The 24254-nt window shown below is 63.1% G+C and carries 15 protein-coding genes and 1 pseudogene; 7 read left to right on the top strand and 9 right to left on the bottom strand.

The genetic code is table 11. From position 1 onward, the window contains the following. The first annotated feature begins 122 nt into the window (after positions 1-122). From P3T18_RS18110 to P3T18_RS18100, 3 genes are all read left to right on the top strand, one after another. Entirely contained in the window at positions 123-1580 is a 1458-nt protein-coding gene (locus P3T18_RS18110; protein ID WP_429301335.1) for a collagen-like triple helix repeat-containing protein, read from the top strand. Positions 1581-1865: 285 nt separating this feature from the next. Then, positions 1866-3575, top strand: a complete 1710-nt coding sequence (locus P3T18_RS18105) for a ShlB/FhaC/HecB family hemolysin secretion/activation protein (RefSeq protein ID WP_429301334.1) — start codon at positions 1866-1868, stop codon at positions 3573-3575. Positions 3576-3860: 285 nt separating this feature from the next. After that, a complete protein-coding gene (locus P3T18_RS18100; protein WP_429301333.1) occupies positions 3861-4346 on the top strand; it encodes a DUF2147 domain-containing protein in 486 nt (161 codons plus the stop codon). Positions 4347-4474: 128 nt separating this feature from the next. On the opposite strand, the gene P3T18_RS18095 is transcribed toward P3T18_RS18100, so the two are convergent. The 6 genes from P3T18_RS18095 to typA all read right to left on the bottom strand — a co-directional run bounded on the left by P3T18_RS18095 (position 4475) and on the right by typA (position 14339). Further along, positions 4475-4918 carry a transposase gene (locus P3T18_RS18095; protein ID WP_429301332.1) on the bottom strand — a complete coding sequence of 148 codons (444 nt, stop codon included), beginning with the start codon at positions 4916-4918 and terminating at the stop codon, positions 4475-4477. Positions 4919-5093: 175 nt separating this feature from the next. After that, positions 5094-6191: a cell division protein ZapE gene (zapE, locus tag P3T18_RS18090; protein WP_429301331.1), complete on the bottom strand. Its 1098-nt coding sequence runs from the start codon at positions 6189-6191 to the stop codon at positions 5094-5096. Positions 6192-6284: 93 nt separating this feature from the next. Next, positions 6285-7715 carry a dihydrolipoyl dehydrogenase gene (gene lpdA / locus P3T18_RS18085; RefSeq protein WP_429301330.1) on the bottom strand — a complete coding sequence of 477 codons (1431 nt, stop codon included), beginning with the start codon at positions 7713-7715 and terminating at the stop codon, positions 6285-6287. A 159-nt stretch (positions 7716-7874) separates the two neighbouring features. Further along, complete coding sequence (odhB, locus tag P3T18_RS18080; RefSeq protein ID WP_429301329.1) at positions 7875-9155, bottom strand: 2-oxoglutarate dehydrogenase complex dihydrolipoyllysine-residue succinyltransferase; 1281 nt, start codon at positions 9153-9155, stop codon at positions 7875-7877. Between the two features lie 151 nt (positions 9156-9306). Then, positions 9307-12168, bottom strand: a complete 2862-nt coding sequence (locus P3T18_RS18075; protein WP_429301328.1) for a 2-oxoglutarate dehydrogenase E1 component — start codon at positions 12166-12168, stop codon at positions 9307-9309. A 344-nt stretch (positions 12169-12512) separates the two neighbouring features. Then, a complete protein-coding gene (gene typA / locus P3T18_RS18070) occupies positions 12513-14339 on the bottom strand; it encodes a translational GTPase TypA (RefSeq protein ID WP_134456385.1) in 1827 nt (608 codons plus the stop codon). Between the two features lie 319 nt (positions 14340-14658). Between typA and P3T18_RS18065 the strand changes: the two genes are divergently transcribed. The 4 genes and pseudogenes from P3T18_RS18065 to P3T18_RS18050 form a co-directional block, all read left to right on the top strand. Beyond that, entirely contained in the window at positions 14659-15174 is a 516-nt protein-coding gene (locus tag P3T18_RS18065; RefSeq protein ID WP_429301327.1) for a MarR family winged helix-turn-helix transcriptional regulator, read from the top strand. A gap of 49 nt (positions 15175-15223) precedes the next feature. Beyond that, a complete protein-coding gene (locus P3T18_RS18060) occupies positions 15224-16732 on the top strand; it encodes an efflux transporter outer membrane subunit (RefSeq protein WP_429301326.1) in 1509 nt (502 codons plus the stop codon). 80 nt (positions 16733-16812) lie between these two features. Next, positions 16813-18042, top strand: coding sequence for an EmrA/EmrK family multidrug efflux transporter periplasmic adaptor subunit (locus tag P3T18_RS18055; RefSeq protein WP_429301325.1), 1230 nt, complete (start codon positions 16813-16815; stop codon positions 18040-18042). Between the two features lie 6 nt (positions 18043-18048). Further along, a pseudogene (locus P3T18_RS18050) lies at positions 18049-19641 on the top strand (DHA2 family efflux MFS transporter permease subunit); the annotation flags it as partial. A 132-nt stretch (positions 19642-19773) separates the two neighbouring features. Here the strand turns inward: P3T18_RS18050 and truB are convergent. From truB to infB, 3 genes are all read right to left on the bottom strand, one after another. Next, positions 19774-20709 carry a tRNA pseudouridine(55) synthase TruB gene (gene truB, locus P3T18_RS18045; protein WP_429301324.1) on the bottom strand — a complete coding sequence of 312 codons (936 nt, stop codon included), beginning with the start codon at positions 20707-20709 and terminating at the stop codon, positions 19774-19776. Between the two features lie 70 nt (positions 20710-20779). Beyond that, positions 20780-21145: a 30S ribosome-binding factor RbfA gene (gene rbfA, locus P3T18_RS18040; RefSeq protein ID WP_429301323.1), complete on the bottom strand. Its 366-nt coding sequence runs from the start codon at positions 21143-21145 to the stop codon at positions 20780-20782. A gap of 89 nt (positions 21146-21234) precedes the next feature. Next, positions 21235-24177, bottom strand: coding sequence for a translation initiation factor IF-2 (infB, locus tag P3T18_RS18035; protein WP_429301322.1), 2943 nt, complete (start codon positions 24175-24177; stop codon positions 21235-21237). Positions 24178-24254 lie beyond the last annotated feature (77 nt).

Below are 24254 nucleotides of genomic sequence, written 5' to 3'. Positions count from 1 at the left end.
CGCAGACGGGACACGGAACGCCAGCCGTGTTCCGCCCGTCACCACCGGGCCGACCGGCCCGAACCGTTGCACCCGCGCGGCGACCACCGCACACGACATTCAGAAGACACAGAGGAGCACACATGTCCACTCAACGTTTTTTTACTCTCCATGCGGCGTGCGCGACCGTGTCGTCGTTGCGCGCACCGTTAGTCGCCGTTGCAGTCGCCGGCTTGCTCGCCGCATGCGGCGGCAGCACCGTCACGCCGCCGAGCGCGGCAGGCAGCGGTAGCAACGGCGGTACGGGCACGACCGGCGGCGGCAGCACCACGCCCGTCGCGACGACCGGCACGAGCGGCCTCGCGACCGCCGCAGCGCAGACCACCAAGGATCTCGGCGACACGATCGCGTCGACCACGATTCCGGGCCTCAGCCCGCAAGTCACGCAAGGCGTGGGCAATGCAGTGTCGAGCACGAGCACCACGCTCAACTCGCTCGCCGACGCCGTGAGCACCGGCCTCGGACAAACCGGCACGACCGCCAATCCGGTCGGCACGACGGTGGCCGGTCTTGGGTCCGTGGTCAGCTCGACGAGCGGTGTCGTGCAAGGTCTGAGCACCGCGGTCGGCGGTCTCGGCACCGGCAACCTCGCGCCGCTCTCGCCGCTCACCACGCCGCTCTCGACGGTCCTCTCCACCACGGCGGGCGCGTTGAACGCCGGCGGCACGACGCTCGGCAACTCGCTGGCTTCGGCACCCGTGCAACAGATCACGCAACCGCTCAGCACCGCGATCACGCCGATCGTGCAGACCGCCGGACTCGTGACGCAGACCGTCGGTACGCAAACCGGTCTCGGCGCTCCGCTCGGCGGCGTGCTCGCGCAGGTCGGCGGCGCACTCAGCTCGGCCGGCACGCAGGTCGGTTCGGCGACCAACAACCCGGTCGGCGCCGATGTCGGCTCGCTGGTCGGCTCGCTCGGCAATACCGTCACGAACGCGGGCGGCCTCGTCAATCCGAACGGCCCGAACGGCGCCAATCCGATTCCCGGTCTGATCACGAGCCTCGTCGGCAGCACGAGCGTCAGCGTGCAGAACGGACCGCCGGCCAACAGCAATCCGCTGAGCCCGCTGCAGAATTCGCTGGCGAGCCTCGGCCTCGGCAACAACCCGCTCGGCTCGGTGTCGACCCTGCTCGGCGGCACGCCGCTCGCGGGTCTGACGTCGGCGCTGAACGGCACGCCGCTGAGTTCGCTGACCTCGGCGCTGAACGGCTCCGGCTCGCCGCTCGGCTCCCTGACCTCCGCGCTGAACGGCACGCCGCTGAGTTCGCTGACCTCGGTGCTCGGCAGCACGCCGCTGGGTTCGGTGCTGGGCGGCTCGGGTAGCACGTCCAGCCCGCTGTCGTCGCTGACGGGCGCGCTCTCCGGTCTGTCGGGCGGCACCTCGGGCAGCAGCGCGAGCCCGCTCGCTCCGGTGACGGCGCTGGTCGGCCAGTTGACCGGCACGCTGACCACGGTCACGAGTTCGGCAAGCGGCACCACCACGTCCACCAGCGGCCTGACGACGCTGGTCGGTGGACTGTTGCCGGTGAGCCATAAGTAGTCCGCATAAAAACCGTCTGTCGACGGCGCGCGCATGAGTGGTCCTCGCGTGAGTACGCTCACTGGATGTCTCGATGTCCTGCTCATCAGGCCACTCATGCCGCACGCATATGCAGTTCGCATCATCACGTACCGGATGTTTTTGCGGGGGCTGCTCAAGCCTCGCACCGCGCGTGACGTAATACAGCAAGCATGGCAGTATGCGTCGAGCCTTACATAAGCGATCGCGACCAGCCCGGCCAGGCGGCTCGCCCGCAAGACAAGAACGGCATACGAGGAAAATCCGATGAAACTCGGGTATGGCAGTAAATGGACCCTCGTGCTTGCAGCCATCGCGGCAAGCACGTTGCAAGTAGACGCACAAGCGCAGTCCCGCCCAGGCGGCGCGGCAGTCGGCGGTAATCCGATGGATTCGCTGCCGCAGATCAAGGCACCCGACAAGGGTCCGAACGTGACCGTTCAGGTCGAGTCGCAGGCACCCCAGTTACAGGAACTGCTCGCCCGCCATCTGACGCCTTCGCGCGTGCAGATCGAGGGCGTGAAGTCCATTCCGTTCGACGAAGTCGCGCAACGCTTCACGCCGCTCGTCGGCAAGGACATCACCATCGGCGATCTGATCCAGGTTGCCAACGGCGTCACCAAGCTCTATCAGGACCGCGGCTACGCCCTCTCCTTCGCCTTCATTCCGGCGCAGACGTTCGACGAAGGCGTGGTTCGCGTGACCGTGGTGGAAGGCTATGTGTCGGCGGTGAAAGTGACCGGCAAGGCGGGCGCCGTCGAGGACAAGATTCGCGCGATCGCCGATCACATCGTCGCCGACCGGCCGTTGCGGCGCGCGACGTTCGAGCGCTACGTCAACGTGCTGGGTCTGTTGCCCGGCGTGAAGGTCGCGGCCAACGTGCCGCCGCCGCAAAACACCGACGGCGCGACGACGCTGGAACTCAACGTCGATCGCAAGCCGTTCGACGTCAGCACCGGTATCGACTTCAACCATCCCGGCGTGCAAGGTCTGCTGACCGCCACGGAAAACGGATTGACCGCGCTCGGCGAACAGCTGAGCGTGTCGGCGTTGCTGCCGAAGGGACGCGACAACGTCACCTATCTGGCCGCGCACGCCGCGGTGCCGATCGGCAGCAACGGCCTGGTCGGCAAGATCGATGCGTCGCATTATCGCGGCAATCCGACCGACAACCCCGGTCTGCCTTCGACCATTCAGCGCACGGTCATCAACGACAAGATCGGCGGCTCGCTCGCCTATCCGATCCTGCTGAGCAACGAACGCAGCCTGATGGGCACGGCGTCGGTCTACGCATCGCACGACGAAGACCGCTATCACGCGCAGACCACCGGCGCGCAGATCGGCCTGCATTCGCAAGTGCGCGTGCTGCAACTGCAAGCCGATTACACCAGCGTCCAGCCAACCCAGGTGAGACGCGCGAGCTTCAATGTCGCGAAGGCCTTCAACATTCTCGGCGCCTCGAAAGGCGGCGACTCCAACGTGCCGGGCTTTGTCGAAACGAATCCGGCGTCGATCAATTTCGTGCGCACGGGCGCGACTTTTTCGCAGACCAACGAATGGCCGATGAAGATCGGCACCGCGGTCTCCGTGACGGGTCAGTACAGCGCGGTATCGCTGCCGACCTCGGAACAGATTTCGTTCGGCGCGCAGCGCTTCGCGCTCGGCTACGAGCCGGGCGAAGCGTCGGGCGATTCGGGCTGGGGCGCGAGCGTCGAGGTCAATCGCGCGTTCGCGCCGGGCTTCACTTATCTGCGCACCTTCACGCCGTACGTGTCGTTCGACATGGCGCGCGTCTATCTGCATGCCGGCACGCCGTCGCCGTCTAAGCTTTCATCGATTGCATTCGGCTTTCGGATCTCGGACGCGAAGTACTACAGCCTGGACCTCTCGGTGGCCAAGCCGGTCGGCGATGCACCCGTGGAAAGCGCCTCGCGCAGTCCGCGCGTGAACGCCACCTTCTCCTATCAGCTGAACTGATTGTCGACAGTGCCGCGGGCTGATTAGAGGGTCCACTATCAAACGCTGCGCGCACTTTCACGTATTCTGCGCGGGTGACGTTCGACCAGCGGCGCGAGCCGCCGCGGCCACAGAACCTTGGCGTAGGACCTTGGCATAAAACCTGAGAGGCGACACAGGCAGCACGAGTATCGGTAGGAGCAGCAACACGAGGCATTACGGCGGTGCGCCATCCGGCACCGCCCGAGATGCCGATAACACGCCGCGCGACCATGATCGCGCCGTTTCACTTCAAGGAGGAAGACGATGACGCATTTCAATCAACGCATTCGCGCCGTGGCGCTTCGTACAGCCAGGCATGCGGCTCTCGCAGGCGTGTTGCTGGCGAGCGCCGTCACGGCAATGGCGCAATCCACCACGCCGGTCGGCACATGGCAGACCATCGACGATCACACGGGTCAGCCCAAAGCGCTTGTGCAGATCGCCGACGACGGCAGCGGCTCGCTGAGCGGCAAGGTCATCAAGGGCCTGGGCGCGAACGATCAGCCGGACCGTCGCTGCACCGCCTGCACCGACGCACGCAAGGATCAGCCGATTCTCGGCATGACGATCATCAGCGACATGAAAAAGGACGGCGACGGCTGGGACCACGGGCAGATTCTGGACCCGGAAAACGGCAAGCTCTACAAGTGCAAGATGCACCTGGAAGACGGCGGCAACAAGCTGGTGGTGCGCGGTTATATCGGCGTGGCGCTGCTGGGCCGGTCGCAAACCTGGGTGCGTCAGCAGTAAGAGAATTCTGGGGCACGCGCCGCGCGTAAAAAAGGCCGCTCATGCGGCCGGACGGCAGATGCAAAAACGGCCGAACCCTGTGAATGGTTCGGCCGTTTTCATTGTGTCGTGCAGACCGGACAGACCCGTCATGCAGCGTGTTTGAACGGCGACGATCCGAAGATGAATGACGACGACGGAAGCGGCATGCTGGCCGGCGTCTGGATCGCGGGCGCAAGCGGCTTCCCCGCTTTCTTTTCTTTTTTCTCGACGGCCACGTGCGCGCGCATGCGTGCTTCCATCAGGCTGCACAGTTCTTCGCTCGCCGCGCCGAACAGTTGATCCATCACGCGTTTGAGCACGCCGGACTCATACCACGCCTTGAAGCGGCGATGACAGGTTTGATACGAGGGATACCTGCGCGGCATGGCCGACCAGGTGGCGCCGCTGTACATGACCCACAGCACGCCGTTGAGCACGGAGCGCGTGTTGGCAAGCGGACGGCCGCGCAGTTCGGAACGCGGACGCAGTTCCGGAAGCAGCGGCGCGATGCGCTGCCATTCTTCGTCGTTGATGTCGCGATACGGGTTCATGGTTACTCCTTTGTCAAAACGATGACAAAGAAGATATCCAGTCGTCCACGGAGGGAATATAAGACCAGTCCGAATCTTGAAAATGCGCCGGCGGACTGCGCACTACCGCCCTGCGGGCAGTGGCCTATCGCAGAACACCTGGCCGGGGTCGGCTCAGCTCAGGCGCAGGTCGCGCTCAGGTCAGCGAGGTATCCACGATGCGGCGCGGTGTGTCGAGATATTCCTTCGACTGCATTTCGACGATACGCGACACCGTGCGGGTGAATTCGTTGGCCATCGGACCGTCGACGTAAAGCTGGTCGGGCGGCACGGCCGCGGACATCAGCAGCTTCACCTTGTGGTCGTAGAACACGTCGATGAGCCACGTGAAGCGGCGCGCTTCCGAGGCCATACGCGCCGACATCTGCGGCACGCCCGACAGCACCACGGCGTGAAAACGGCTCGCCAGTTCGAGGTAGTCGTTCTGCGAGCGCGGACCGCCGCACAGCGTCGCGAAATCGAACCAGACGACGCCGTCGGCCTTGCGCAGCGCCTTCAGTTCGCGCTTCTCGATATGCAGGATCGGACTCTCGTCGGGGACCGCGGCAAGACGCGAGAACGCGTCGCGCAACGCCTTGTCGGCGGCGGCGCCCAACGGCGAGTGATAGACCTCGACCTGGGCCAGCGTACGCTGCCGGTAGTCGACGCCCGCGTCGACGTTGATCACGTCGAGCTTCTCCTTGATGAGCTCGATGGCGGGCAACATGCGATCGCGGTGCAGGCCGTCCGGATAGAGCGTGTCGGGATCGTAATTGGACGTCATCACGAACTGCACGCCGTTCTCGAAGAGCTTGTCGAGCAGACGGTAAAGGATCATCGCGTCGGCGATGTCCGAGACGTGGAATTCGTCGAAACAGATGAGGCGATAACGCCTGGCGATGCGGCGCGCGAGTTCGTCGAGCGGATCGGCCGTGCCCTTGAGTTCTTCCAGTTCGCGATGCACTTCGCGCATGAACTCGTGGAAATGCAGACGCGTTTTGCGCTGCACCGGCACGATCATATAGAAGCTGTCCATCAGGAAGCTCTTGCCGCGCCCGACGCCGCCCCACATGTACACGCCACGCGGCGGATCGGGACGGTTGATCAGCTTCTTGAACGCATTCGAGCGGCGCGCCTTGTACTCGACCCACTCTTCATAACACCGCTGCAGACGGTCGACCGCCGCGCGTTGCGCCGGGTCGGACTGATAGCCGCGCGTCTGCAGTTCTTTTTCGTAGTATTCGGTGACGTTCATTGTGTTGCTGCAAAAAGAAAGGCGGGAGGGAATGAACCCGCCCGCCTTCGTGGTGATACCAGAGTACTGTCTGTCAGTCAGGCGTGCGCGTGATTACATGTTCAGCGCGCGCTTGTCGACGGCCAGCGCGGCTTCGCGCATGACTTCCGACAGCGACGGGTGCGGATGGCAAATCCGGCCGATGTCTTCCGACGCCGCCTTGAATTCCATCGCCACCACGGCTTCCGCGATCAGGTCCGATGCGTCCGCGGCAATGATGTGCACGCCGAGGATTTCGTCGGTCTTCGCGTCGGCGATCATCTTGACGAAACCTTCCGCCTTGTTGATGCCGAGTGCGCGGCCGTTGGCCATCATCGGGAACTGGCCCGTCTTGATCTCGCGGCCTTCGGCCTTCAGCTGCTGTTCCGTCTTGCCGACCCACGCGATTTCCGGTTCGGTGTAGATCACCCACGGAACGCAGTTGTAGTCGATGTGCGGCTTCTGGCCGTCGATGATTTCGGCAACCAGCACGCCTTCGTCTTCTGCCTTGTGCGCGAGCATCGGGCCACGCACCACGTCGCCGATCGCGTACACGTTCGGCACGGCCGTCGCGCAGTGGTCGTCCACGTCGATGAAGCCGCGCTCGTTGGCCTTCAGACCGATGGCTTCGAGGCCGAGGTTGTCGGTGTTCGGCACGCGGCCGATCGACACGATCAGACGGTCGGCTTCGAGCGTTTGCGCGTTGCCGTCCTTATCCGTGTAGTTGATCGTGACGTTTTTCTCGGTGGCCTTCACTTCGCCGACCTTCACGCCGACGTGAATGTCCAGACCCTGCTTCTTGAACTGCTTGGCGGCTTCCTTGGCGAGTGCCTGGTCGGCTGCACCCAGGAATTCCGGCAGCGCTTCGAGCACGGTCACGTCCGCACCCAGACGGCGCCACACCGAACCCAGTTCCAGACCGATCACGCCCGCGCCGATCACGGCGAGTTTCTTCGGCGTGGAATCGAAGCTCAGCGCGCCTTCGTTGTCGGCGACGATCTTGTTGTCGACCGGAATGTTCGGCAGATGACGTGCCTTCGAACCCGTGGCGATGATCACGTTCTTCGCCGTGACCGTTTCGGTTTCGCCTTCGCCGCTGACTTCGATCTGCACGCCGGCGTCCGTCTTGCCGGTGAACTTGCCGTGACCCTTGAGCCACGTGATCTTGTTCTTGCGGAACAGGAATTCGATGCCCTTGGTCATCTTCTCGACGATGCCTTCTTTACGGGCCATCATCTTCGAAATATCGACCTGCACGTTTTCCACGGAAATGCCGTGGTCCGAGAGGTGATGCGAGGCGTTTTCAAATTCTTCCGACGACGCGAGCAGCGCCTTCGACGGAATGCAACCCACGTTCAGGCACGTGCCGCCGAGCTTCAGCGCGCCGGCCGGGTTCTTCCATTTTTCGATACATGCGACGGTCTTGCCGAGCTGCGCTGCGCGAATTGCGGCGATGTAACCGCCGGGGCCTGCGCCAATCACGACGACGTCAAATTCTTTGGACATGACAATCCTTTGGATGGCGGAACGGCGCGCGGCCACGTTTCGTGGGCGCGCCGCTCCTGTACTGCGGAATGCGATAGACGCGATACCTGCCTGATACCTGTCTGGTACTCATATGGCGCCGGTTTGCGCAATGGCAAGCCGGCGCCGGCCGGACCGGAATTACAGGTCGAGCAGCAGACGTGCCGGATCTTCCAGCGCGTCCTTCATGGCGACCAACGACAGCACGGCTTCACGGCCGTCGATGATGCGGTGGTCGTACGACAGCGCGAGGTAGTTCATCGGACGGATCACGATCTGGCCGTTCTCGACCACAGCGCGTTCCTTGGTGGCGTGCACGCCGAGAATCGCGGATTGCGGCGGGTTGATGATCGGCGTGGACAGCATCGAACCGAACACACCACCGTTCGAGATCGAGAACGTGCCGCCGGTCATTTCTTCGATCGACAGCTTGCCGTCCTTGGCCTTCTGGCCGAACTCGGCAATCTTTTTCTCGATTTCGGCGAGGCTCAGCTGATCGGCGTTGCGCAGGATCGGCACCACCAGGCCACGCGGCGAACCGACAGCGATACCGATGTCGAAGTAGCCGTGATAGACGATGTCGTTACCGTCGATCGACGCGTTCACCAGCGGGAACTTCTTCAGCGCGTGAACGGCCGCCTTCACGAAGAACGACATGAAGCCCAGCTTCACGCCATGTTCCTTTTCGAACTTGTCTTTGTACTTGTTGCGCAGGTCCATCACCGGCGCCATGTTCACTTCGTTGAACGTGGTGAGGATGGCGTTGGTTTGCTGCGACTCGAGCAGACGCTCGGCGATACGCGCACGCAGACGCGACATCGGCACGCGTTGTTCCGGACGGTCCTTCAGCCATGCGTCGGCGGAGGCCGGAGCCTTCACGTCCGGCAGCGACGGCTTGGCAGCCTTCGGCGCAGCGGCCGGAGCCGGTGCCGGCGCGGCCTTCGCAGCCGGGGCGCCGGCGGTCAGCACGTCGCCCTTCGTGATACGGCCGTCGCGGCCCGTGCCGGCGACGTCGCCCGACGACAGACCCTTTTCAGCCATCAGCTTGCCGGCAGCCGGCGAAGCCGAGGTGTTCGCACCCGTTGCGGATGCGGCTTGCGCTGCAGGAGCGGCGGCGGGAGCCGGAGCGGCTTCCGGAGCCGGCTTCACTTCTGCTTCGACAGCAGCAGCGCCTGCCTTGCCTTCGGTGTCGATCTTGGCGATCACCTGATCGGCGACGACGGTGTCGCCGTCGTTCGAGATCACTTGTGCGAGCACGCCAGCGGAGGGCGCCGGCACTTCGAGCACGACCTTGTCGGTCTCGATTTCGATGAGAATTTCGTCCTGGGCAACAGCCTCGCCGGGCTTCTTCTTCCACTGCAGCATCGTGGCTTCCGAGACCGACTCGGAGAGCTGGGGAACCTTGACTTCAACAATAGCCATTATGAATATCCTGAATACGTATCGGGTGACGGCGCGCGATCTATCGACCCAACGACCGCCTGCGAACCATGACTGCCACGAATGACCTTCTGATGGTCACCGGATGCGGCACGGGAAAGCGCATTGCGCTTTCCCGGTTCGTCTGTTTTGCTTATTTAGCGATCGACGAGCTCTTGAGACGGCCGAACGCGCCTTCGACCAGCGCCTTCTGCTGCTCGTAGTGCTTCGCGTAGTAGCCGACTGCCGGCGAGGCCGAAGCCGGACGGCCGCTGTATGCCAGCTTCTGTCCTTCCTTCATGCCTTCCTTCAGGTGATGCTCGATGTAGAACCACGGGCCCTGATTCTGCGGCTCGTCCTGCACCCACACCACTTCGGTCGCGTTGTCGTACTTCTTCATTTCCGCTTCGAACTGCTTGTGCGCGAACGGATAGAGCTGTTCGATACGGACGATTGCGACGTCGTTCGACTTCGATTCGCGACGATGTGCGAGCAGGTCGTAGTAGACACGGCCCGAACACACGACCACGCGCTTGACCTTCTTCGCGTCGATCGCTTCGTCGACTTCGCCGATCACCGGCTGGAACGAGCCCTTGGCCAGTTCCGACAGATCCGATACGGCTTCCTTGTGACGCAGCAGCGACTTCGGCGTCGCGACGATCAGCGGCTTGCGGAACAGGCGGATCATCTGACGGCGCAACAGGTGGAAAATCTGCGCCGGCGTGGTCGGCTGAACGACCTGCATGTTGTGGTCTGCGCACAGTTGCAGGAAACGTTCGATACGCGCCGACGAGTGCTCCGGACCCTGACCTTCGTAGCCGTGCGGCAGCAACATGGTCAGGCCCGAGACGCGGCCCCACTTCACTTCGCCCGACGAGATGAACTGGTCGATCACGACTTGCGCGCCGTTCACGAAGTCGCCGAACTGCGCTTCCCACGCGACAAACGTGTTCGGCTCAGCCGTCGAGTAACCGTATTCGAAGCCCAGCACGGCTTCTTCCGACAGCACCGAGTCGATCACCGTGAACTTCGCCTGACCTTCGGCGATGTTCTGCAGCGGCACGTACGTGCCGTCGTTCCAGCGTTCGCGGTTCTGGTCGTGCAGCACCGCGTGACGGTGCGTGAACGTGCCGCGGCCCGAGTCCTGACCGGTCAGGCGCACTGCATAGCCCGATGCGACCAGCGACGCAAACGCCAGGTGTTCGCCCATGCCCCAGTCGAGCTTCGCTTCGCCACGGCCCATGGCGCGACGGTCGTTGAGAACGCGCTCCACCAGCGGGTGAACCTTGAAGTTTTCCGGAACCGTGGTCACGCGCTCGGCGAGACGCTTCAGTTCGGCGAGCGGCACGGCCGTGTCGGCTGCGTCGGTCCACTTGCGGTTCAGGAACGGAACCCAGTCCACTGCGTACTTGCTCTTGTAGTTCGAGAGAACCGGGTCGACCGTGTGGTGACCTTCGTCCATCGCCTTACGGTACGCCTTGACGAATTCATCGCCCTCTTCCGCGGTGATCACGCCTTGCTGCACCAGCTTTTCAGCGTACAGTGCGCGCGTGCCCGGGTGCTTGGCGATCGTCTTGTACATCAGCGGCTGCGTGACCGCCGGCGTGTCCTGCTCGTTGTGGCCCAGCTTGCGGAAGCAGACGATGTCGACGACGACGTCCTTGTGGAACTGCATCCGGAAGTCGATAGCCAGCTGCGTTGCCAGCACGACCGCTTCGGGATCGTCACCGTTCACGTGCAGCACCGGCGCTTCGATCATCTTGACGACGTCCGAGCAGTACAACGTGGAGCGCGAGTCGCGCGGATCCGACGTCGTGAAACCGATCTGGTTGTTGATGACGATGTGCAGCGTGCCGTGCGTGCCGTAACCGCGCGTTTGCGCGAGGTTCAGCGTTTCCATCACGACGCCCTGACCCGCGAAGGCCGCGTCGCCGTGGATCTGAACCGGCAGAACCTGCAGGCCGCTGTCGTCGCCGCGGCGATCCATACGGGCCTTGGCCGAGCCTTCGACAACCGGGTTGACGATTTCGAGGTGCGACGGATTGAACGCGAGCGACAGGTGAACCGGGCCGCCTTCGGTCGAGACGTCCGACGAGAAACCCTTGTGGTACTTCACGTCGCCAGCCGGCAGATCGTCGACGTGCTTGCCTTCGAATTCAGCGAAGAGGTCGGCCGGCATCTTGCCCAGCGTGTTGACCAGCACGTTCAGACGGCCGCGGTGAGCCATGCCGATGACGATTTCCTGAACGCCGTTGGCGCCGCCATGACGCACGACTTCGTCCATCGAGGCGATGAAGCTTTCGCCGCCTTCCAGCGAGAAGCGCTTCTGGCCGACGTACTTCGTGTGCAGGAAGCGCTCGAGGCCTTCGGCTGCCGTCAGGCGATTCAGGATGTGTTTTTTCTTCTCGTTCGAGAAATTCGGCGTGGAACGGATCGATTCGAGCCGCTCTTTCCACCAGCGCTTCTGTTCCGGATCGCTGATGTACATGTACTCGGCGCCGATCGTGCCGCAGTAGGTGTCACGCAATGCCTTGACGATCTCGCGCAGCGACGCACGCTCGAATCCGAAATACAGATTCGTTGCGCTGAACTCCTGGTCCATGTCGGCTTCGGTGAAGTCGTAGAACGCGGGTTCGAGTTCGGGAATAGCGGGACGTTCGCGGCGCTTCAGGGGATCGAGATTGGCCCATTGCGAGCCGAGGAAGCGATATGCGCCGATGAGGGATTGCACAAAAACCTGCTTGCGCGAGGTAGCGAGATCTTCGCCGCCAGCTGCCGTGCGCGGGATGAAGGCGTTAGCCTTGGCCCGTTGTGCGAACGATTCGACGATCGGGCCATGGGCCACGTCGTTGGCATTGCTGCCATCCGATGCAGGGACGTTCTGCAACGCGTCGAAATAGCTGCGCCAGTTCTCGGGCACTGACGCCGGATTATCGAGATACGCTTCGTACATTTCTTCTACGTACGGAGCATTGCCGCCGAACAGATAAGAGTTCGACTGGAATTGCTTCATCATTTTTACGCTCACCTTTCTTCGAGTTTCTCGAGAAATAGCGGGTTACAGAACCTTCCGCGACACGGCCTGACCGTTTAGCGGATTGCGCGAATCAAGTCTTGCTTGGAAGGACCTAAAACTTTGCACCCGGGGAGCATATCACAGAACCGATACCGCAGATAGCAGACGGATTGCCGCTCAAGCCTTTAGCGACGGGCTTGCGGACTGTTTACGGGATGCGCAACAGTCTCCTGCGGAAAACGGGGACAAGCGCTCTCGCCATCGTTTTACACGACACCAGAAACGACAAAAGCTGCCCGAAGGCAGCTTTTGTCTGACAGCGTGACGATAAATCGCCGCTGACTTTAGTCCACCGCGCCCTTACGGCTGGCGCTGCGGCGCTCGTGTTCCTTCAGATAACGCTTGCGCAGGCGGATCGATTGCGGCGTGACTTCGACGAGTTCGTCGTCGTCGATGAATTCGACAGCGTATTCCAGCGACATCTGGATCGGCGGCACGAGACGCACGGCTTCGTCGGTACCCGACGAACGCACGTTGGTGAGCTGCTTACCCTTGATCGGGTTCACGACCAGGTCGTTGTCACGGCTGTGAATGCCGATGATCATGCCTTCGTACAGCGGCTCGCCCGGCGACACGAACATACGGCCGCGATCCTGCAGCTTCCACAGCGCGTAGGCCACGGCCGCGCCGTCGTCCTGCGAAATCAGCACGCCGTTGCGACGCTCGCCCACCGCGCCTTCCTTGACCGGCTGATACGAATCGAACGTGTGGCTCATCAGGCCCGTACCACGCGTGAGCGTGAGGAATTCCGACTGGAAGCCGATCAGGCCACGTGCCGAAATACGGTACTCGAGACGCGTACGGCCACGGCCGTCCGACGCCATGTCGAGCATTTCGCCCTTGCGGCGGCCCAGTTCTTCCATCACGCCGCCCTGGTGGCCGTCTTCCATGTCGACCGTCAGGTTTTCGTACGGCTCGTGCTTCACGCCGTCGACTTCCGTCATCACCACACGCGGACGCGACACGGCCAGCTCGTAGCCTTCACGACGCATGTTTTCCACCAGAATGGTCAGGTGCAGTTCACCGCGACCCGCCACTTCGAACGTGGTTTCGTCGCCGGTTTCCTTCACGCGCAGCGCGACGTTATGGTTCAGTTCCTTCATCAGGCGGTCACGAATCTGACGGCTCGTGACGAACTTGCCTTCGCGGCCGGCCAGCGGCGACGAGTTGACGAGGAAGTTCATCGTCAGGGTCGGTTCGTCGACGGTGATCATCGGCAGCGCTTCCGGCTGTTCCGGTGCGCAGATGGTCACGCCAATGCCGATTTCTTCGATACCGTTGATCAGCACGATGTCACCGGCTTCAGCCGAGTCGACCTGCACGCGCTCGAGGCCCTTGAACGACAGAACCTGGTTGATCTTGCGGTTGAGGATCGCGCCATCCGGGCCCGAGCGCACGGCGACGGACATACCCGGCTTGATCGTGCCGCGCGTGATGCGGCCCACGCCGATACGGCCGACGTACGACGAGTAGTCGAGCGACGTGATCTGCAGTTGCAGCGGCGCGCTCGGATCGGCCGGGCGAACCGGCACGTGTTCCAGCACGGCTTCGAACAGCGGACGCATGTCGCCTTCGCGCACGTCCGGCGTGAGGCCTGCGTAACCGTTCAGGCCCGATGCGTAGACGATCGGGAAGTCGAGTTGTTCGTCGGTGGCGCCCAGCTTGTCGAACAGGTCGAACGTCTGGTTGATCACCCAGTCGATACGCGCGCCCGGACGGTCCACCTTGTTGATGACGACGATCGGCTTCAGGCCGAGGGCCAGTGCTTTCTTGGTCACGAAGCGCGTTTGCGGCATCGGGCCTTCGACCGCGTCGACCAGCAGCAGCACGGAGTCGACCATCGACAGCACGCGCTCCACTTCACCGCCGAAGTCGGCGTGGCCCGGGGTGTCGACGATGTTGATGTGCGTGCCTTCGTATTCGACCGCGCAGTTCTTCGAAAGAATCGTGATGCCACGTTCCTTTTCGATGTCGTTCGAGTCCATCACGCGCTCAGCAATCTGCTGGTTGTCGCGGAACGTGGCGGTCTGGCGAAGCAGTTGGTCGACGAGCGTAGTCTTGCCGTGGTCGACGTGGGCAATGATGGCGATGTTGCGTAGGGCGCGAGTCATAGGAACCTGGAGACAGTTGAGTGCGCCAGCAGCAGCATTTGTGTACGAAGCCAACAAAGCCCAAAGCGCACTTTTGGGAACCCAACATTATAGCACGGCCGAATGAAGCTTTCTGGTATTCCCTGATAGACCGTCGGAACATCACGCGGCGGCCACCAGAAAAATAACCGTTGTCGCGCGGCCGAAACCCTACGCAATTCCGTTCGAATTGTGCCTTGGTTGGGAAAAGTTCCTTGCCTAAGCTGTAATAACACTTGCCGCGTCAATCAACCGCTGCCTATAATCCTGCCTAGTCAACCATTGCATTCGCACGAGAATCATGACGGAGCCGTCTTCCACCCCCGAGCCAGACCTGAGCCAGTATCAACTGGGCGAAAGCGTCGGCTACCTGCTCTCGCGCGTGAAATCGACCATGTCCAACCTCATCACTCAGCGCAGCATGGCCGAGTTGGGCATCACCAGCCAGCAGGGCAGCATCCTGTTCATGGTGGCAAGCGGCAAGTGCCTGCTGGCGGCGGAACTGGCGCGTGAGTACGGCATCGACGCAAGCGCGGTCACACGTCTCGTGGATCGCCTCGAAAAACGCGGCTTGCTCACGCGGGTGCGCAGCAACGAAGACCGGCGGGTCGTGCGGCTGGCGCTGACGCCCGAAGGTCATGCGATCGCGGCGAAAATGCCGGCCATCTTCAACGGCGTGCTGGACAAACTGCTGAACGGCTTCACGCCCGAGGAAGTGGGTTTTCTCAAGAGCATGCTGCGGCGAGCACTCATCAATTCCGGCGAACATACGGGCCTGACCCGTGATGCAGCAAGCAATCCCGACAGCAAATCGTAAGAAATTGCTTGCAGTGTCCACCATTAAATTACACTCAAAGAGTCGAGCGATGAAATCCCTTTCCCTGTCCGCGCCTGCGCTGTCGTGCCGGGCCGCTGTCGCCGCTGCGGTGGCGGCGATCGCCCTCACGGGGTGCGCGAACTACTTCGGCATGAAGGACGACAAGCAGATGTCGTCGCCGGCACAGTATGAGTCGTCGCAAAGCCTGCCGTCGCAGGGCGGCCAGTGGCCGTCGCTGGATTGGGCCAACCAGTTCGGCGATCCGCAGTTGCCCAAACTGATCGCCGAAGCGCTGGAAGGCAGTCCGTCGATCGCGCAGGCTCAGGCGCGCGTCGCCAAGGCGTCGTCGTACATCGAAAGCTCGCGCTCGGCGCTCTACCCGAAGGTGAACGGCAGCTATTCGTGGAACCGCGAACTGTTCTCGGGCAACGCGCTCTACCCGCCTCCGTACGGCGGCACCTGGTATAGCGAAAACAACGTGCTGGCGAGCGCGTCGTGGGATCTCGACCTGTGGGGCAAGAACCGTCAGCGGCTCGGTCAGGCCGTCTCGCAGGAAAAAGCGGCCGAAGCCGATATGCAGCAGGCGCGCATCACGCTGGCCGCGTCGGTGGCGAGCACGTATAACCAGCTCGCCCAGCTCTACGCGTTCCGCGACATCGCCGCGCGCGAAATCGCCAACCGGCAGGACATCGGCCGCATTACGAACGGCCGCGTGACGGCGGGCCTGGACACCAACGTCGAGCGTCAGACGGCGAACGGCAATATTGCGACCAGCCAGTCGAACCTGACCGACCTCGACGGCCAGATCACGGTGGTGCGTTACCAGTTGGGCGCGCTGCTCGGCAAAGGTCCGGATCGCGGTCTGCAGATCGCCCAGCCCACCCTGACCAACGGCGGCGCCGTGGCACTGCCCGACAATCTGCCGGCCGACCTCGTGGCGCGCCGCGCCGATATCGTTGCCGCGCGCTGGCAGGTCGAAGCTGCGATGCACGACGTCAAGGAAGCCAAGGCCGAGTTCTTCCCGGACATCAACCTCGCCGCCGGCTTCGGCTTCGACGCCTTCGGCTGGGGCCGCTTCCTGACCTCGGCAAGCCGTCAGATCCAGTTCGGCCCGGCCATTCACCTGCCGATCTTCGACGCCGGCGCCCTGCGCTCGCAGTTGAAGGGCCGTTACGCCGACTTCGACCTCGACGTCGCGAACTACAACCAGACGCTGATCAACGCGCTCTCGGATGTCGCAACGCAGGTGTCGTCGATCAAGTCGATCGATCAGCAACAAGGCGACGCGCAGCGCGCGCTCGACGCGTCGACCAAGGCCTATCAGCTCGCGGTGATCCGCTACAAGGCCGGTTTGTCGCCGCAATTGCAGGTGCTGACCGCCGACCAGAACCGCCTCGCCGCCGATCAGACGGTCACGGGTCTGAAGATGCGCCGCCGCGACATGCAGATCAGTCTCATCAAGGCGCTCGGCGGCGGTTTCGACGCCACGAAGACTGGTCTCGTGGTGCCGACCGATGCACCGGCATCGGCCACCGCCGCGACGGCCGCGGCGAATTGAGCGGGCCAGACGCAAGCACAGCACACCACGCACGAATATCCGAATAAACGACGTCGTTCAAGAGAATCCGGAGCACATCAATGAGCACCCCCCAACAGCCCGCGGCCAATTCGCAGCCGACCCAGCCGGCCAATAGCGGCAAGCGCAAGCGCATGATGACGCTGCTCGTCATCGTGATCCTGATCGCCGCGATCGCCTACGGCCTGTATTACTTCCTCGTCGCGCGTTTCCACGAAGACACCGACGACGCCTACGTGAACGGCAACGTCGTGCAGATCACGCCGCAGGTCACCGGCACGGTGGTCGCTGTGAACGCGGACGACACGCAGACGGTCAAGGTCGGCGATCCGCTCGTCGTGCTCGATCCGGCCGACGCACGCGTCGCACTGGAACAGGCCGAAGCGAATCTCGCGCAGACAGTGCGCCAGGTGCGCGGCCTGTTCGCCGACGACAATCAATACCAGGCGCAAGTCGCCCAGCGTCAGGCCGATCTGTCGCGTGCCCAGGACGACCTGAAGCGTCGTCTGACGGTGGCGCAAACCGGCGCGGTGTCGGCGGAAGAAATTTCCCACGCACGCGACGCCGTGAAGAGTGCGCAGGCTTCCGTGGACGCCGCCCAGCAACAATTGGCCTCGAACCGCGCGCTGACCGCGAACACAACCATCGCCAATCACCCGAACGTGCAGTCGGCCGCCGCGAAAGTCCGCGACGCCTACCTGAACAACGCACGTAACAACCTGCCGGCGCCGGTCACGGGCTACGTGGCGAAACGCTCGGTGCAGGTCGGCCAGCGCGTCTCGCCGGGCACCCCGCTGATGGCGATCGTGCCGCTCGGCGGCGTGTGGGTCGACGCCAACTTCAAGGAAGTGCAACTGAAGCATATGCGCATCGGCCAGCCGGTCGAACTGACCGCCGACGTGTACGGCTCGTCCGTGGTGTACCACGGCAAGGTGGTCGGCTTCTCGGCAGGCACGGGTTCGGCGTTCTCGCTGCTGCCCGCGCAGAACGCGACCGGCAACTGGATCAAGGTGGTGCAGCGTCTGCCGGTGCGGATCGCGCTCGATCCGAAGGAACTCGAACAGCATCCGCTGCGTATCGGCCTGTCGATGCAAGCCGACGTCAGCATCAAGGATGACAACGGCGGCCAGCTCGGCCAGGCGCCGAACACGATCTATCAGACCGACGTGTTCGCGAAGTACGGCGACGAAGCCGACGCCGAAATCGCTCGCATCATCTCGGAAAACGCGGGCCCGAACGGTGGCTCGCAGAAGTCGGCTCAAGCGGGCACGACGAAGACCGCCGCCAAGTAATTCTGGCAGCACGATGATTCGAACAAGGCTTCTTTAATGGCTCAGGCTCAGGCGCAAGTCCCTCATCCGCCGCTCGAGGGCGCGCAACTGGTGATCGGCACCATCGCGGTGTCGCTCGCCGTTTTCATGAACGTGCTCGACACGTCGATTGCGAACGTCTCGATTCCGTCGATCTCCGGCGACCTCGGCGTGTCGTCCGACCAGGGCACGTGGGTCATCACCTCGTTCGCGGTGGCCAACGCGATCTCCGTGCCGCTCACCGGCTGGCTGACGGACCGCATCGGTCAGGTGCGTCTGTTCATGGCGTCGATCGTGCTGTTCGTGATCTCGTCATGGCTGTGCGGTCTCGCGCCTACCCTGCCGTTCCTGCTCGCGTCGCGCGTGTTGCAGGGCGCGGTGGCCGGTCCGATGATTCCGCTGTCGCAAACGCTGCTGCTCGCCAGTTACCCGCGCGCGAAAGCGCCCATGGCGTTATCCATGTGGGCCATGACCACGCTGATCGCCCCGGTGGCCGGTCCGATTCTCGGCGGCTGGATCTCGGACAATATCTCGTGGCCGTGGATCTTCTACGTCAATATTCCGGTCGGCGCGATCGCCGCCGGTGCGACGTGGATGATCTTCCGCAATCGCGATTCGATCATCAAAAAAGCACCCATCGACGGCGTCGGTCTCGGCTTGCTGATCGTCTGGGTCGGCTCGTTGCAGGTCATGCTCGATAAAGGCAAGGATCTCGACTGGTTTTCCTCGACCACGATCGTCGTGCTGACGCTGGTGGCAGTGATCGCCCTCGCGTTCTTCGTGGTGTGGGAATTGACGGCCGAACATCCGGTGGTCGATCTTTCGCTCTTCAGCCGACGTAATTTTTCGGGCGGCACGATCGCGTTGTCGATCGGCTACGGGCTCTACTTCGGCAATCTCGTGCTGCTGCCGCTGTGGCTGCAAACCGACATCGGCTACACCGCCACCGAAGCCGGACTGGTGATGGCGCCCGTCGGTCTGTTCGCGGTGCTGCTGTCCCCCATCACGGGCAAAATCCTGCCGCGCACCGACCCGCGCTACATCGCCACCCTGTCGTTCCTCGTGTTCGCATTGTGCTTCTGGATGCGCTCGCGCTACACGACCGGCGTCGATACGTTCTCGCTGCTGCTGCCTACGCTGATTCAAGGCATCGGCATGGCCGGCTTCTTCATTCCGCTGGTGTCGATCACGCTATCCGGCTTGCCGGGCAACCGGATTCCGGCCGCCTCGGGTCTGTCGAATTTCGTGCGGATCATGTGCGGCGGCATCGGCACCTCGATCTTCCAGACGGCGTGGGACCACCGCACCATCATGCATCATGCGCAACTGGCGGAGCAGGCCAACGCGTACAACCCGGTGTTCGACCAGTCGATCCGGCAGATGGGCGCTGCGGGTTTCAGTCAGCCACAGGCTTACGGGCTCTTCAATACGATGGCCACCCAGCAGGCCGCGCAACTAGGCGTGAACGACCTGTTCTTCGTGTCGGCGGGCATTTTCATCGCGCTAATCGCGTTGATCTGGATCACCCGGCCAGAACGCGCCGGCGGCGATGCCGGTGCGGCGGCCGCCGCGGCGCACTAGGTTTTCGCGCACCGCTTGCGTTGCGGGCAACGTCCGTAGCCTGGCGGGATGAAAAAAAAAGCGGGATCGCCTTGGAGCGATCCCGCTTTTTTTATTGCCTTGCTTGCAGCCGCAGTTCTTGGGCTGAGACCTTTAGCTTGCGGCGGTCACAACGAGGCGCTCCGGCGCGAGCACGCCTTCGCCCTGCTTCGCGACACCGAGCAAACGGCCGTCTGCCGCGTACACCCGCACGCGCGGGACGTTCGCGGCGTCGGCGCTGATCGTCAATTCAGAAAGCTTGAGGCGCTGGCCGTGCAGAAAACGACGGCTCGCGTCGTCGTCCAGATGGATGGACGGAAACGTGGACAGCAAGGCGTCGACCGGCTGCAACCACGCATCGCGCTCGCTTTCGGTTGCGTCGGACAAGGCGTCGAGCGTGACCGAGTTGTCGAGCGTCAGCGCGCCGACGCCGGTGCGCCGCAACGCGACGAGGTGCGCGCCGCAACCCAGCGCCTCACCGATATCCTCGGCAAGCGTACGCACATAGGTGCCTTTGCTGCACGTCACCCGGAACGTCACGTCCGGCAGCGCGCACGCCATCATTTCGAGCGCGTGAATCGTCACCTGACGCCCTTCCCGCTCAACCGTCTGACCGGCCCGCGCGTACTCGTACAGCGGTTTGCCGTCGCGCTTGAGTGCCGAGTACATCGGCGGGACCTGAACGATGTCGCCGAGAAATGCCGGCAGCGCCGCCAGTACCGCAGCTTCGTCGCACGTGACGGCGCGCGTGTCGATCGCCTCGCCTTCGGCGTCGCCGGTTGTCGTACGAATGCCGAGGCGCATGGTGGCCTCATAGGTCTTGTCGGCTTCGAGCAGGTCTTGCGAAAACTTGGTCGCTTCGCCGAAACATAGCGGCAACAAGCCGGTCGCGAGCGGATCGAGCGTGCCGGTGTGCCCCGCTTTTTTCGCGAGATAGAGACGCTTCGCGCGAATCAGCGCATCGTTGCTCGACAGGCCGAGCGGCTTGTCGAGCAGCAGCACGCCGTCGAGCGCGCGACGCGGCACGCGGGGACGTTGAGGTGCGGTCATATCAGAAAGGCGGATGGGTGCGGAGAAAGCGCGAAAAACACAAAAGGCGGAACACGGCCGAAGCCCGTGTTCAGTCGTCCTTCGCGCGATTGGCGTTCGCCTCGTCGATCAGACGCGACATCTCGACCGCCCGCTCGATCGTCTGGTCGTAATGGAAATGCAGCGTCGGCACGGTATGAATGTGCAGGCGTCTGAACAACTGGTTGTGCAGATGGCCGGCCGCGTGTTGCAGCGCTTCGAGCGTTTGCTGCGGATCGCCCGTCAGCGTCGTGAAGTAGACCTTGGCGTGCGCGTAGTCAGGCGTCAGTTCGACGCTCTGAATCGTGACGATACCGATTCGCGGATCCTTGATCTCGCGCAGCAGTTCCGACAAATCCCGCTGGATCTGATCGGCGATCTGCACGTTGCGATTGGGAGAAGTACGTTTTTTAGGCATGGTGAATTCTATGTTGATACGGAGGCCCAAAAACAACGGGCGGAGCGGGCGTTAAAGCCCGCTCCGCCCGTTTTGGCCGTGCCGCGTAATTACAGCGAACGCGCGACTTCGGTCACTTCGAAGACTTCGAACTGATCGCCTTCGACGATGTCGTTGAAGTTCTTGATCGACATACCGCACTCGAAGCCCTGACGGACTTCCTTGACGTCGTCCTTGAAGCGCTTGAGCGAATCCAGCTCGCCCGTGAAGATGACGACGTTGTTGCGCAGCACGCGCACCGACGACGAGCGCTTGACGAAGCCGTCCGTAACCATACAGCCGGCCACGGCGCCGATCTTCGGCACCTTGAACACTTGACGCACTTCGACGGTACCCGTCACGACTTCGCGTTTCTCCGGCGCCAGCATGCCCGACATCGCGGCCTTCACGTCATCCACTGCGTCATAGATGATGTTGTAGTAGCGAATATCGACACCGTTCGACTCCGCCAGCTTGCGAGCCTGAGCGTCCGCACGCGTGTTGAAGCCGATGATGACCGCCTTCGAAGCCGTTGCCAGGTTGACGTCGGACTCGCTGATACCACCGACCGCGCCGTGCACGATCTGCACGCGGACTTCGTCGGTCGACAGCTTGAGCAGCGACTGCACCAGCGCTTCCTGCGAACCTTGCACGTCTGCCTTGACGATGAGCGGCATGTACTGCACTTCGCCTTCGCCCATCTGTTCCAGCATGTTCTCGAGCTTCGCGGCCTGTTGCTTGGCCAGCTTGACGTCGCGGAACTTGCCTTGACGGAACAGCGCCACTTCGCGCGCCTTGCGCTCGTCCGGCATGACGATGACTTCTTCGCCAGCCTGCGGCACTTCCGACAGACCCTGAATTTCGACCGGGATCGACGGACCCGCGGACTTGGTCGGCTTGCCGGTTTCGTCGAGCATGGCTCGCACGCGACCGTAGGCGCTACCTGCCAGCACCACGTCGCCGCGGTTCAACGTACCCGACTGAACCAGGATCGTTGCAACCGGACCCTTACCCTTGTCGAGCTTCGCTTCGATGACCAGACCCTTGGCCGGCGCTTCCACCGGTGCCTTCAGTTCCAGCACTTCGGCCTGAAGCAGCACGTTTTCCAGCAGATCGTCGATGCCCGTGCCGTTCTTCGCCGACACCGACACGAACGGCGAATCGCCACCGTATTCTTCCGGTACGACGCCTTCCGCGACGAGTTCCTGCTTCACGCGATCCGGATTCGCATCCGGCTTGTCGATCTTGTTGATTGCCACGACGAGCGGCACGCCGCCAGCCTTCGCGTGGGCAATCGCTTCCTTCGTCTGCGGCATCACGCCGTCGTCGGCTGCGACCACCAGAATCACGATGTCGGTTGCTTTCGCACCGCGAGCGCGCATGGCCGTAAATGCTTCGTGGCCCGGCGTGTCGAGGAACGTGATGACGCCACGCGGCGTTTCGACGTGGTAAGCGCCGATGTGCTGCGTAATCCCGCCCGCTTCGCCCGCAGCCACTTTCGCGCGACGGATGTAGTCGAGCAGCGAGGTCTTGCCGTGGTCGACGTGACCCATGACCGTGACGACCGGCGGACGCGGCAACGCTTCCGCGTCGGAAATCTCGCCTTCGACCAGCATGGCTTCCGGATCGTCCAGCTTGGCCGCCACCGCGTGGTGTCCCAGTTCCTCGACGATAATCATCGCCGTTTCCTGGTCCAGCATCTGGTTGATCGTGACCATCTGGCCGAGCTTCATCATCGACTTGATGACTTCCGACGCCTTCACCGCCATCTTGTGCGCCAGATCGGCCACGGTGATGGTTTCCGGCACGTGCACTTCGCGCACGATCGGTTCGGTCGGCGCCTGGAACGTGGTGTTCTGATCCTGATGCTTGCCGCGACCCTTCGGGCCACCGCGCCAGCCACGATCCACACCGCCGCTCGTGTCGCCACGCGTCTTGATGCCACGGCGCTTGGCCGCGTCGTCCTGCCAGCCGCCCTTGCCTGCGCCCGGCTTCTTCTTGTCGCCTGCCGACGGTGCCGTCGTGGCAGCCGGCGCCGACGCAGCCGGCTTCTTGGCCGCCGGACGCGCCGTCGTTTCGCCCGCCGGACGTGCCGGCTTGTGCAGCGTGCCCTTGGCTTCCGCAGCCTTGGCAGGCTCGGCCGGCTTCGGTGCCGGTTCCGGCGCCTTGACCTGCGCCTTGCGCGGCGTGTTCATCATTTCGCGAATTGCGCGTGCTTCAGCTTCGGCTGCAGCACGGCGCTTGGCGATTTCTTCCTGCTCGGCACGCGTTTTCTCGGCGGCCTGACGCGCTGCGTCTTCCGCTTTCTTCGCTGCTTCGCGCTGTGCCGCGCGTTCCGCTGCTGCGCGCTCGTCGTCCTGCTCGGCCGACGGTTCGGCCTTAGCCGCAACCGGTTCCGCCTTCGCGGCCGCCGGCTGTGCAGCCTTCGCGGCCTGAGCCTGTTCGCGAGCCGCGGCTTCGGCGGCTGCCGCCGCACGCTTCTTCGCTGCTTCTTCCTCGGCACGGCGGCGCTCGGCTTCAGCAGCCTGCTCGCGCGCCTGACGTTCGGCTTCTTCGCGTTCCAGCTGTTCCTGGCGCGCCTTCAGCTCCTGAGCCTGCTTTTCGAGCAGTTCGGCTTCGTGACGAGCTTCCTCTTCACGACGCTGAAGTTCGAGATCGTCGACATCCGCCTCGGCCACATGATTCGATGCTTCCGCGCCTTCACCGGCGTTTTCGTCGCGGCGGACGAAAGTACGCTTCTTGCGCACCTCGACCTGAATGGTGCGAGCTTTGCCCGTCGCGTCGGATTGTTTGATCTCCGACGTATGCCGTTTCGTCAGCGTGATCTTGCGCTTGTCCGCATCAGTCGAGCCGTGAGACTTGCGCAAGTGGTCGAGCAGACGCGCCTTGTCCGTTTCGGACAGGGTATCGTCTTCGCTCGCTTTGGTGACGCCTGCCGCCTGCAGCTGCTCAAGCAGCACGCCTGCAGGCATTTTCAGTTCCGCGGCAAATTGGGCTACGTTGTTACTCGCCATTCATTCCTCTTAATGCAAGGACCGATTCCTTGCGGTTAGCATCGGGTCATGCGGCCTGACGGCCGCGTTCAATTTAG

Source organism: Paraburkholderia sp. GAS199, from assembly GCF_050436585.1.
Classification (GTDB): Bacteria; Pseudomonadota; Gammaproteobacteria; order Burkholderiales; family Burkholderiaceae; genus Paraburkholderia.
The sequence above is the reverse complement of the archived record's forward strand: the minus strand, read 5'-3'. Positions and strand labels throughout refer to the sequence as shown.